This is a genomic window from Acidobacteriota bacterium (assembly GCA_028874215.1).
Lineage (GTDB): Bacteria > Acidobacteriota > UBA6911 > RPQK01 > JAJDTT01 > JAJDTT01.
This window is the reverse complement of record JAPPLF010000076.1, coordinates 1-12,627: the sequence shown is the minus strand read 5'-3', so window position 1 is coordinate 12,627 and position 12,627 is coordinate 1. Positions and strand designations below refer to the sequence as shown.

The following is a 12,627-nucleotide window of genomic DNA, read 5'->3' as shown; positions in this document are numbered from 1 at the left end:
GCTGACCTGGTCGTCGACGAGTGCGGAGAGCGCCAAGATCGAACCGGACATCGGGGCGGTGCCGACTTCGGGCACGCGGAAGGTTGCGCCGAACTCCACCACGACCTATCGAATCACGGTGACGGAAGCGGATGGGCAGACGCGGACGGCATCCGTTACGGTCAGAGTGGCCAGAGTGGTGGCCTCCCAGCAGGACGCGCTGACGGCGTTGTACCAATCCACCGGCGGACCCGATTGGTTCGACAGCAGGAATTGGGGGACCAGCCGGCCCCTCAGGGAATGGCATGGGGTCACCGTCGATGACGACGGACGCGTGACGGATTTGGATCTCTACAGAAATGGTCTGACCGGGCCGATCCCGGCCGAGCTCGGCAACCTCACGAATCTGAGGGAGCTGATTCTCCCGCAGAACGGCCTAATAGGACCGCTCCCGCCAGAGCTCGGCAACCTCACCAGCCTGCGGGAACTGAATCTCGGCGCTAACGGTCTCACGGGGCCGCTCCCGCCAGAGCTCGGCAACCTTACGAGTCTGACGACACTGGGGCTCGAAGGGAACCATCTCACGGGGCCGCTCCCGCCAGAGCTCGGCGACCTCACCAGCCTGGCGATACTGCGGCTCGAAGAGAACGATTTCAAGGGGCCGATCCCGCCCGAACTCGGCGACCTCACCAGGCTGACGGAGCTGAACCTCTCGGGGAACTCCGGCCTGGCGGGGATCCTTCCAACCGAATTAACTGGTCTTGACCGGCTCGAAACGCTATTGGCCGTCAGAACGGATCTTTGCGCACCCTCGGATCCCGGCTTCCAGGATTGGCTCGTAGGCATCGACCGGCGGCGGGTTGCTTCTTGTGTGACTGACAGCCCGACCTTCGCATACCTCGTCCAGGCAGTGCAGTCACGAGAGTATCCCGTTCCGCTGGTCGCCGGAGAGAAGGCGCTGCTCCGGGTTTTCGTCACCGCCCGGAGACCAATGACGACGGGCATCCCTCCCGTTCGAGCCTGGTTCTACGTGGACGGAACCGAGGTCCATGTGACCGACATTCCGGCGGGTACGGCGTCCGTCCCGACCGAGGTTTACGAGGGAGATCTGTCACGATCGTCCAACGCCGAGATCCCCGGTGAGATCATACGTCCGGGTCTTGAGATGGTGGTCGAGATCGACCCGGAAGGAACGCTGGATCCCAATCTCGTGACGGCAAGTCGGATCCCGGACACGGGCCGCATGGCGATCGATGTGCGGGAGATGCCCGTGCTGCACCTGACGGTGATTCCCTTCCTCTGGAGCGACGACCCCCATCGGGGGGTCGTGGAAACAGCCGAGGCTATGGAGGCGGATCCGGAGGGCCACGAGCTATTGTGGAAGACCCGTACGTTGCTGCCGATCGGAGACCTAGAAGTGACGGCCCACGCTCCCGTGATGACTTCGACTTCGTACGACGACTTTTTCTCGCTATTCGGTCAGACGGAAGCGATTCGGGCCATGGAGGGCGGCAGCGGCCACTACATGGGAACGATGTCGCGCCCGGGTCAGGTAGGGCCGACAGGAGCGGCGGACAAGCCCGGATGGGTGTTCATCTCGACACTGTACCCGGCGACCATCGCTCACGAACTCGGCCACAACTTGAGCCTGTCTCATGCGCCGTGCGGGGGCGCAGGGGGGCCGGACCCGGCGTTTCCCTCCCCGGACGGATCGACCGGCGCCTGGGGTTACGACTTCCGCTATGGGGGCGCATTGACGACGCCAGGCAGGCCGGACGTGATGTCCTATTGCGAGCCGTCGGGGATCAGCGACTATCACTTCGCCAACGCGCTCCGCTTTCGCCTCTTGGACGAGGGGCTGCCCCAGGCGGCGAGCCTGATCGCTCAAGAAGCAAAGTCCCTCCTCCTGTGGGGCGGGATGGATGCGGAGGGCCGACCTTTCCTCAATCCATCGTTCGTCGTCGATGCCCCCTCCGCGCTGCCCAGGGCCCCCGGTGAGCACCGGATCACCGGGCGGAGCGGGAGCGGCGACGAACTCTTTTCTGTCGGCTTCACCATGCCCGAGGTGGCCGACGGTGACGGGAGCTCGTCGTTCGCCTTCGTCCTCCCGGTCGAGCCCGGCTGGGCGGTCCGCCTGGCCAGCATCACGCTCTCCGGGCCCGGCGGGTCGGTGAGGCTCCACAGCGACACCAATGTCCCTCTGTACATCCTGGTCGATCCGGGCACCCGGCAGGTGAGAGGCATCCTGCGCGACCTGCCTCAGGCGGGCGTGTCGGCGCTCGTCTCTCCAGCAGGCGCCGACCGTCTCGATGTGCTCTTCAGCCGCGGGATCCCCGACGCCGCAGCGTGGGGTCAGCGCCGGATCCTGCACATAAAGGGTATCGGCAGGGGCCAAGCTCCTCCCCCGGCGCTGATGCTGTCGGTTACGCCGAGTTTCATCGATTGGGGGGAAAAGGCCACGCTGACGTGGGACTCGACCCATGCGGAGAGCGTGGAGATCACGCCGGATCTTGGAGCGGTCCCGGCAGCGGGCTCGCGAAAAGTGTCGCCGCGCACCACGACGACGTACCACATCACGGTGCGTGGCGCCGGCGGCCAGACACGGACGGCATCCGCAACGGTCACAGTGGTGGACTCCCAGCAGGACGCGCTGATCCAGCGGGACGCGTTGACGGCGCTTTACCAATCCACCGGCGGACCCGATTGGTTTGACAGCACGAACTGGGGGACCAGCCGGCCGCTCGGGGAATGGTATGGGATCACCGTCGATGATGACGGGCGCGTGACGGAGTTGCATCTGCGTGGCAATGGCCTGACCGGACCGCTCCCTGCCGAGCTCGGCAACCTCACCAGCCTGAGTGAGCTGAATCTCGGCAACAACGGCTTCACGGGACCGCTCCCGCCCGAACTCGGCGACCTCACCAGCCTGGAGATCCTGAATCTCAAGCAGAACGCTCTCACGGGGCCGATCTCGCCCGAACTCGGCAACCTCAGCAGCCTGACGGAGCTGGGGCTAAAAGAGAACGAACTCACGGGTCCGATCCCGCCCGAACTCGGCGACCTCACGCTCCTGACGACACTGTGGCTCGAAGGGAACCATCTCACGGGACCGCTCCCGCCTGAGGTCGGCGACCTCACCAGCCTGACGGAGCTGAACCTATCGGGGAACTCCGGCCTGGTGGGGATCCTTCCAACCGAAATGACTGGTCTTGACCGGCTCGAAACGCTATGGATCATCGGAACGGATCTTTGCGCACCCTCGGATCCCGGGTTCCAGGATTGGCTCGTAGGCATCGACCGGCTACGCGTTGCGACTTGTGTGAGTGAGAGCGCGGCCTTCGCATACCTCGTCCAAGCGGTGCAGTCACGAGAGTATCCGGTTCCGCTGATCGCCGGAGAGAAGGCGCTGCTCCGGGTGTTCGTGACCGCTATGAGGTCTACAACGGTGGCCATCCCTCCCGTTCGAGCCCGGTTCTACTTGGATGGAACCCAGATCCATGTGGCCGACGTTCCGGCGCGTACTGCGTCCCTCCCGACCGAGGTTTACGAGGGAGATCTGTCACGATCGTCCAACGCCGAGATCCCCGGCGAGATCATACGTCCGGGTCTTGAGATGGTCGTCGAGATCGACCCGGAAGGAACGCTGGATCCCGGTCTCGTGACGGCAAGCCGGATCCCGGACACGGGCCGCATGGCGGTCGATGTGCGGGAGATGCCCACGCTCCACCTGACGGTGATTCCCTTCCTCTGGAGGGACAACCCCCACCGGGCGGCCGTGGAAATAGCCGAGGCTATGGAGGCGGATCCGGAGGGCCACGAGCTGCTGCACAAGACCCGCACACTGCTGCCGATCGGAGACCTCGAAGTGACGGCCCACGCTCCCGTGATGACCTCGACTTCGCCCGACGAGTTTTACTCGCTACTGGGTGAGACGGAAGCGATTCGGGCCATGGAGGGCGGGAGCGGCCACTACATGGGCACGATGTCGAGGCCGGGCCGGGTAGGCCGGGCAGGAGAGGCAAAACCCTCCGGACGGGTGTTCATTTCGAGGCTAAACTCGTTTACCATAGCGCACGAACTCGGCCACAACTTGAGCCTGTATCATGCTCCTTGCGGGGGCGCAGCAGGACCGGACCCGGCGTTTCCCTACCCGGACGGATCGACTGGCGCCTGGGGTTACGACTTCCGCTATGGGGGCGCATTGGCGACGCCATTCAGGCCCGACCTGATGTCCTACTGCGAGCCGGCTGGGATCAGCGACTATCATTTCACCAACGCGCTCCGCTTTCGCCTCGTCGACGAGGGACCGCCCCCGGCGGCGAGCCTGATCGCTCAAGACGAGAGCCCGCCCCGGCCGGCCAGCCTGATCGCTCAAGAAGCAACGTCCCTCCTCCTATGGGGCGGGATGGATGCGAAGGGCCAACTCTTCCTCCACCCATCCTTTGTCATCGATGCCCCAGCCGCGCTGCCCAGGACCACCGGTGAGCACCGGATCACCGGGCGGAGCGAGAGCGGCGACGAGCTTTTTTCCGTCGGCTTCACCATGCCCGAGGTGGCCGACGGTGATGGAAGATCCTCGTTCGCCTTCGTCCTCCCGGTTGAGCCCGGCTGGGCGGTCCGCCTGGCCAGCATCACGCTCTCCGGTCCCGGCGGGTCGGTGAGGCTCGACAGCGACACCGATATCCCCCTGTACATCCTGGTCGATCCGGGCACCCGGCAGGTGAGAGGTATCCTGCGCGACCTGCCTCAGGCGGGCGTGTCGGCGCTCGTCTCTCAAGCAGGCGCCGGGAGTCTCGATGTGCTCTTCAGCCGCGGGATCCCCGACGCCGCAGCGTGGGGTCCGTGAAGGATCGGCCGGTCAGGCGACCATCATTCCGTGGTCGGTGACGGTCTGCGCCGCGGCTGGTTCCGGCGTGGACAACAGGCCCAAGTTCAAATATGGGCCAAGGCGAGGCCCGTCTCTGCACATTGTTCAAGGGGCATGCAAGCTCGGTAGAATTCGTTGGACGGAGCGACTCCCAAGCTGTCCTCTATTCCGAAGTTCCAGACGGTGAGACAAGATAACTCCTTGATTCCAAAAGGATAAGTCACGAAACGGCCTATTTCGTCACTGGGAACGCTTTGACCAGTTCCATCGCCCGCTGTTGCAGCAGGGTCGGTTCCGTCAGCCGTTGCAGGGTCGGACCCTCCGGGTCCGAGGCCGTCCGGCATCGATGACGGGCGCGCGTCCCCAGCTCCGCCATCAGTGTGGCGAAGCTCTGGATCGGCAACCCGTCCTCCGTTCGCCGCTTCGTCTTTTTCCTCTTGGCCGACTCCGACGGCTGCGCCGCCAGCACCGGGTCCCGTCGCGCTCGGTGCGCCTCCAGGTCCTCGTCGTCGAACAACAACGGGGCCAGCGCCCGGCGCAGATGCCACTACACGTAATAAGACAGCAGACACAGGAACAGATGCGACCGGATCCGCGTCTCCGTCCGGTGTCGGATCGGGCGGATCTGCAAGTCCACCGTCTTCAGAGAGCGGAAGGCCCGCTCGACGTTCGTCAGGTTCTTGTAGTTGCGCACCACCTCGGCCGTCGGCAACCGATCATCGGGTTCGCTGGTGCGCAAGATGTAAAAGCCGTCCAGTTGCGCTTCGCGGGTGATGGCTACGGTCCGCCGCGAGTACTTGAAGCGCCCGTCTTCGATCTCCAGTTCGAAGTGCTTGGCCACCTTGTACCGGTTCTTGATGCGACCCACCTTCTCGGCGATCTGAGGCGCCAGCAACGGAGTCTTCGTCCGCCGCGCCACCTCCCGGGCGATCTTGGCCAACTTTTCTTCCGTGGCCGCCAACAGATCCTCCCGCTTGCGCCGCCGATACTCCGCCAGCATCGGGTTGTGGCAGACCACAAGCCGTTCCCCCGGATAGGCTCGGGCGCGGATCTCCGCCAAGTGACGTTCGTCAAAGAGCGAGAGCTGAACCGCTTGAGTCTCCACCAGTTGGCGGATCGCCGGATGCCGCTTCAGATCCCGGATCCGGGTCTCGGTCAACAGGCCCCGGTCTCCCACCAGCACCGCTCGCTTGAACCCGAAGCGCTGGCGCAAGGTCTCCACCTGGTCGGGCACCGTGACCGGATCCCCCGTGTTGCCCGGATAGGCTTGCACGGCCACCGGACAGCCCGCCCGATCCGCCATCACCCCGTAGACGATGATGGGCCGGCCCCGCTTGCCGTCGCGGCTGTGGCCGTAGCGCACCAGCGAAGAGGTCTGGCCCTCGTAGTAGCTGCTGGAAAGGTCGTAAAGGACGTGGTCCCTTTCGGCCAAGTGCCGGTGGGCCAGCTTCTTCTCGATACGCCCTTGGCGTTGAAGCAACCAGTCCATGGCCTCATACAGGTCGTCGGAATCAGCGTCCTCCAGGGAGAGTTCCGAGGCCAGGGTGGTGGTGTGCCAGAGCCGGGTCGTGGCGAGCTTGGAGGCGGGCTGCAGCAAGCGCTGAACGATCAGGGCCAGGTCCAGGTTGCGCTGCCGAGAGGGCTTGGGATCGATCAGAGAGGAGAGCCGGAGGCGTCGGATGGCCTGGAGCACGACTTCGACATGGCCATGGGGGAGGGAGCGTTCGATGACGAAGAGCTCGTCCGGATGCACCACGGGGACGTTCTTGAGGACGAGCCGGAGACCCTTGATTTTTTCCGGAGGCCAGTTGGTGAGGTTGGCGATGGCGCGTTTTCGGACGCGTTTACCTTCGCGCCAGCCCTCCCGCAGGAGGATGGCGGGGCGGGAGTTTCGGTTGGGGACGGTGTCGATGTACATGATCCTACACGACGACAATCAGGATATCGTCGACGAGTTGGCAGCAATGCACGATGTCGATCTGTTCCATCAGCATCCGGAGGAAGCCCGTGGCGTAGTCGCTGCGCGTCGGATCGGATGGTCGATGTGGCGCGGTGAGCGGTGGGGCCTTTCGGTGGATGCCCACACCTGGGCCTGCCCAGGTTGGGACGAGAAATGCATCGCCCAGCAGCAATGGGGATCTAAGATTTCTGAGAAGCCAGCACTTCTTTCGTCCTCGCCGATGATTCCTCCGTGGGAGGCCTCGCCATTCCCCGACCGGAACGGTGAGATCGGCGGCTCCGTCTTCGAGGTATTCCCTGAGCAGGAGCCGTGCCGGTACTTACGTGCACCGTATATTACGACGTGGCAGCGATTTCCGGAGGAAGATCGTCCGGTCCCCGCCCGGCGGCTCTCCATGGCCTTCGCATTCTTTCCCGGCTCTGTGTTCGAGCGCGTGCCGTGGCCACACTGGGTCTGCTACACGACCGAAGAGCCATGGTGGACGGTTGCCATCTACGAGGCCGGGTACTCAATCTGGCATCCGCAGGGAGACATCCTCCGCACCGCTGAACCACCCACACAGACAGGCAACGGAGCGACTCGCTACTGGAAGGACCGTCCCAGGCTTCTCAGGAGAGATACTTCGTCGGACTGGCAGGCCGCGCGGGCGAAGCGCTATTTCTGGCGGTCTCCAGACCGAGATGCCTATCATGCCTACTGCGGAACTGCTGTAGGCTATCCTATCAACAAGGACTGGTGGCGTTGAGCATCACTCTCTTTCCGATAACGGACCAGAAACAGGATCCTGGCTGGCATCTCGAGCCGGGCAAACCTTCGCGTGGCTGGCTAAGTTCTCACGCCTACCGGTGCGACCCGCTGCTTGACGCCAACCGCAGCGTTCAGTCCATCGTCCTCGACGCGGCGATTGACGCCGAGTGGAATGGGGGACCGGAGCAGAACGATGTCGTCGTTCACAGCGGGCCAGCCAGCCCGAAGTTCGGCCTCGGATCAATCACCTTCGGCCAGCCGTGGATCTGGAGAACCCCTCGAGACCGTGCGTTACTGCTCGGACCCGTCCCAAACGCCGAGATTGGACCCTGGCGCATGATGGACGCTTGGATCGATTCGTCGAAGCTCTGGTATCCGTGGTTTCCGACGCTAAGGCTCCTCCAGCCGGGACGTCACCTGATACCCGAAGGCAGCGTGATCGGCTCCGTACGGGAAGTGATCGCATGGCGCGGTGCCCCCGAAACTGCTGAAGAGATTCCAGACGAAGCCGCTCGCGTTCGACAAACCCGCCTCGGAGCTGTGCGAACTCAGCTTAACGCCGCTGGCGATCCGGGGAACCTCCAGTGGCGGCAAATGGCGAAGCGAAAGACATCGATCCGCCGCGAGGGACCTTGGCGCGATGTCCTGACCGCGCGCCGGTGGCTGGCCCCCGCTGTCTGCGAGAGGCTGATCTCAGAGTTCACCCCGTCCGACTCTAAATGGCGCGACAATGTGGATCTCTGGTGGCCGGATCTGGACAGCTGGCCAGACGTCGCCGATGCCCTCGACGACATCGGTGACGCAATCGAGGCCGCGACCCACCTTCCTGTCAAGATCAGCAACCCTCATGTCGTCAAGTGGGGTCCGGGCGAGTCGATGCCGGTGCACATCGACGTGGGCGGGCGGAACGAGTTCCCGAACCGTCGATGGGCATCTGTTATCTACCTCAAGACCCTGGATAGCGGCGATACCCTGTTCCCGCAGTACGACCTACGAATTCGGCCGAAACAGGGCAAGATGGTGGCTTGGCCGGGCGGGCATACGCCGCATGAGGTCGAGCCGGCGGACAAGGAACGCTACACACTGATCTGTTGGTGGGGTCCGGCCTGATGCGGACAAAAGCGCTGAGCGAACTTCTTTCGAAACTACAGGAGACTGTTTTCAAGAACACCCCTCCCGCAAGGACATCGAAAATGGGGCTTCCGGGGGGAGAGTGCAGACTACGTCGGATGTAATCGACCCGTCACTTGCCAGAAGATCTCCCTGACTGGTCCGCAACTCAAGAGTGGCGCCGTCGTCTTGCTGTCGGACGATCTCCTGCTGGACAACCCGACCGAGGCGAATCTCACCTGCCGGGTGCTCTCAGTCGCTCGGGGGGAACTCTCCCTGGATTGCCGCGGGGGTGGTGCAGGAGTAGGGTGACATATCGAAATCCTGCGAGTCAAAATACGCCAACCGATGGGGGATGCGTGCCTTGATGGCTTCCACGACCCACGGCGCCACCCGGTCGGGAACGCATCGCACCACGAACCAACCCCAGATCGATTCGGCCACGTCCTCGCGGGTCGGATGGGCCCGTGCGTACTCTGAGATGAACTTCCCGTCGGCCTTCTGTGCCGCCAGCCACCCGGCCGAGCCGCTATGCCGGGGGATCGTGCGCCGTCTTGGCCAATTGCAGTCGTCCAAAGAAGCGTGCGCCCCTTCGTGGAGCAGTACTTCCTCAATGAATCCCCCCGTCAGTAGGTCACTCGCATGGCCATTGAGGTGGAAAATGCCACCGTGGCAGCCAGTGCCCCCCGCTCCGCCGGTTTCCGTTGGGCTTATTTCAAACTCACTGCCTCCGGCGAGAAGCGCGTACGGTATCCGCCCCAACGGAGGGGTGAGCGCCTCGGCGGCGGCACGGGCGGAAGCTACGGACCCATAACGCGGGTGCGCCTGCACCTCCATCACGTGCTGCCCGAAGCGTGCGCGAAACAGGTAGAGGCGAAGGTCATTCCGCCACTCCTTCACGAACGGATCGAAGAACCCCCGCGTTCCACGTCCGACGTACCGCACGCTGTCCAGCGCCGACGGGTCAGCGGGCGTGATCACGTCCGGCGAATGCCACACCGTGCCGGACAGCATTAGGTCTCGTACCTCCCCACAATTCCACACAGAAGCATCGGCCATCCCATCGAGCCACACTTGGAATTCCGCGTCGAGCGGAGCACACAGCCCGGTCTCGCCCGCTCGAAAGACCTCCATTGCCTTGAGCTCGATCAGGGACAGGGGCAGGGGGCCAGCCAACCAGTTGTTGCTGAGATCTAGCCATTCCAGGTTGGAGAGGTTTCCGAGTTCGGGAGGGATCGGGCCTGCTAGACGGTTTTGGCGGAGATCCAGCCTTTTCAGGTTGGAAAGATTTCCGAGTTCCGGTGGGATCCGGCCTGTCAGCCGATTGTTGCCGAGAATTAGAGCTTCCAGATTGGAGAGATTTCCGAGTTCCGGTGGGATCGCCCCCGCCAAGTCATTGTTTTCGAGATTCAGCCATTCCAGGTTGGAGAGGTTTCCGAGTTCTTCGGACGGGATCGGCCCCGTGAGGCCGTTCCCCCCGAGACTTAGCCCCGTCACGCGCCCGTCGTCATCGACGATGACCCCACGCCAATACCTGAGTGGCCGGCTGCTTCCCCAGTTCGTGCTTTTAAACCAATCGGGTCCGCCGGTGAATTGGTACAACGCCATCAGCACCGCCCGCTCGGAAACGGACACCGTAACCGTGACCGACGCCGTGACCGTCTGTCCGTTTACTCCCGTCACCGTGATGCGGTAGGTCGTGGTGGTGTTTGGAGAAACCTTCCGCGTGCCCGAAGTCGGCACCGCTCCGACGTCCGGGTCGATCTCCGCGCTCTCCGCGCTCGTCGACGACCAGGTCAGCGTCGTGCTCTGGCCCCGCTCGATCGACGCCGGCGACGCTGACAATTTCACCGTCGGGGGCGGCGCTTGGCCGCCCTCGATCCCCCCTCCGTCCGGAATTTGGATCGCCGGCACCGCCGAGAGAGAAGAGGTTCCCTTGCCGAATCGCAGCCCGAGTGGTGCAAACCCCGATTCGTCCTCCGTTCGCAGGAACAGAAGACCCCGATAGTCCCTCAGAAATTCCGCATCCACTCCGGGCACGTCGAACCATTCCGGGAGCGTGCGAGCCCCTTGGTGGAAGTCTTTCCAGGGGAGGAACAATCCGTTCAACGGATCGTCTCCCTCCTCGTCGCGCAGACGCAATTCGATCCTGGATTCGGCATCTGGTTTGAAAAGGGCCAGTCCTGCTCCGACGGTTCCCGATACCTCCACGAACAGAGCGAATTGCTTCCCCAACTGGGCAGCCTCGACGCCGACTTCGACCCCCGACCGGGCATGCCGGTAGGTCAGGAGTCCACTGATCGTCCCCGCATCGGCCTCGACCTGGATCCAACCCCGCCGAATGGCTCCGGAGCCGGTGCTTCTCAAGACACGGCTGCCCAGCGCCGGGATCTCCAACGTCAATTCAGAGTCGAACAGATCCAGGACCGGTTGTCCTTCGGGATCGTAGACTTCCACCCGGACCTCGGCTGCGGCGGCGGGATCCACGTTGCTCAGCACCAGCTGCACCGACCATCCCCCACCGTCCACGTAGTCGGGGAAGATCAGGCTCGTCTCTTGAGGTTTATCGCTTTGGGTCCGGATCGCCGGCACCGCCGAGAGCGAGGCGGTCCTCTTGCCGAACCGCAGCCCGAGCGGGGCGAACGGGGACTCGTCCCCGGTCTCCAGGAACAACAGTCCGCGAAAGTCATCCAGGAATCCCGGATCGATTCCTTCAACGGCGAACCATTCCGGGAGCGTGCGGGCCGACTGGTGGAAATCACCCCAGGAAACGACCTCCCCCTCCAGCGGATCGTTTCCCTCCCCGTCGCGAATGCGAAGCTCGAGGCGAGGCGGGACGTCCGGCTTGAAGACGGCGACGCCCGCGCCGACTGTCGGCGATTCCTCCACGAACAACGCGAACTGCGAGCCCAACTCGACGGGCTGGACGCCGACTTCGATCCCCGACTGGGCGTGCCGGTAGGTCAAGAGTCCACTGACCGAGTCCGTACCGGCGCGGACCTGGATCCAGCCGCGGCGAATCGCCCCCGCGCCCGAGCTCCTCAACACCCGGCTGCCCAGAGTCGGGACCTCCAACGTCAATTCGGAATCGAACAGATCCAGGACCGGTTGTCCTTCGGGATCATAGACTTCCACCCGGACCTCGGCGGCGACCGGGTCGACGTTGCTCAGCACCAGCTGCACCGACCAGCCCCCACCGTCCACGTAGTCGGGAAAGTACAGGATCGTCTCTGCCGGGTCCTGTGTCTGGCGGGTGATCGAGTCCTCTGCCGACCGGCGGACGTTCTCTGATGGGGGGCCGCCAGTCTGCGTCGGTGAAAGGACGAAAAGCAGCCACCAAGCAAAAAAGGAAGCCGATAAGGGACGCAGCAGGGAATGGATCAAACGGGCCCCTTCGGTAGCTCAATGCGAGTGAGCATGGTGTGGTCCAAGCGCGCCCCTGTCTGAGGCGCGTTGGAGAATAACAGCTGGACGCCTCGGGGACCAGAATCGGGAACCACTTGCCGGTGGGACTGCACAGGCAACCGGAGCCCGTTGACAACATCCATCGGAGAAGCGACGGCGGTTCCCGGACCTGTACCGAGGGGACACTTTGCTATGGTGTTCCCCGCAGAATCAGGCCTTCAGGGCCGTGTCTTAGACTACGATAAAGTATATTATGCGTATCTAATTTGGCCTCCCCGGTGTGTGTCCTGAAGACTCCCGTTTTGCTTACCGAAACGCAATGAATCAAGAAGGCGACAGTCTATTCCCATTAAGATCAAGCCCCGCACCCGGGTGTTCGATACGCTCATTCAGAATCTGGGGCAGTTGAGAGTCGGCCGCTTCAAACTTCCGTCCTAAGAGGCATGGCACGCCCGGGTCTTTCCGCTTCCCGTCACCGCCTGAGGCTCCCGGCGTGGCTCAGATCGGTCCCGTCAGGGGATGCGGCCGTATACCAGCAAGTGCCGGTCGCTTGCAATTC

The 12,627-nt window shown here is 63.6% G+C and carries 6 protein-coding genes; 3 read left to right on the top strand and 3 right to left on the bottom strand.

All coding sequences use genetic code 11. From position 1 onward, the window contains the following. Positions 1–118: 118 nt before the first annotated feature. Positions 119–4,825: a M66 family metalloprotease gene (locus tag OXT71_15005; GenBank protein MDE2927702.1), complete on the top strand. Its 4,707-nt coding sequence runs from the start codon at positions 119–121 to the stop codon at positions 4,823–4,825. Positions 4,826–5,078: 253 nt separating this feature from the next. Here OXT71_15005 and OXT71_15000 read toward each other — a convergent pair whose 3' ends face one another. Both OXT71_15000 and OXT71_14995 read right to left on the bottom strand, forming a co-directional pair. Then, the gene (locus OXT71_15000) at positions 5,079–5,366 is read right to left on the bottom strand and encodes a hypothetical protein (protein ID MDE2927701.1); all 288 of its coding nucleotides are present in this window, start codon (positions 5,364–5,366) and stop codon (positions 5,079–5,081) included. A 27-nt stretch (positions 5,367–5,393) separates the two neighbouring features. Next, positions 5,394–6,764 (bottom strand): IS1634 family transposase, encoded by a 1,371-nt coding sequence (locus tag OXT71_14995; protein MDE2927700.1) that lies wholly within the window; start codon positions 6,762–6,764, stop codon positions 5,394–5,396. Here OXT71_14995 and OXT71_14990 point away from each other — a divergent pair. Further along, positions 6,757–7,551, top strand: a complete 795-nt coding sequence (locus OXT71_14990; protein MDE2927699.1) for a hypothetical protein — start codon at positions 6,757–6,759, stop codon at positions 7,549–7,551. The genes OXT71_14995 and OXT71_14990 overlap by 8 nt on opposite strands. Then, positions 7,548–8,663, top strand: coding sequence for a DUF6065 family protein (locus OXT71_14985; GenBank protein ID MDE2927698.1), 1,116 nt, complete (start codon positions 7,548–7,550; stop codon positions 8,661–8,663). The genes OXT71_14990 and OXT71_14985 overlap by 4 nt, the downstream gene beginning before the upstream one ends. Positions 8,664–8,915: 252 nt before the next feature. Here OXT71_14985 and OXT71_14980 read toward each other — a convergent pair whose 3' ends face one another. Beyond that, the gene (locus OXT71_14980) at positions 8,916–12,047 is read right to left on the bottom strand and encodes a hypothetical protein (GenBank protein MDE2927697.1); all 3,132 of its coding nucleotides are present in this window, start codon (positions 12,045–12,047) and stop codon (positions 8,916–8,918) included. Positions 12,048–12,627 lie beyond the last annotated feature (580 nt).

What these genes read in the sequence shown, in the direction of transcription:
- OXT71_14990 (MDE2927699.1), top strand. Translation starts at nt 6,757, where the DNA reads ATGTACATGATCCTACACGACGACAATCAGGATATCGTCGACGAGTTG.
- OXT71_14995 (MDE2927700.1), bottom strand. Translation starts at nt 6,764, where the DNA reads ATGTACATCGACACCGTCCCCAACCGAAACTCCCGCCCCGCCATCCTC.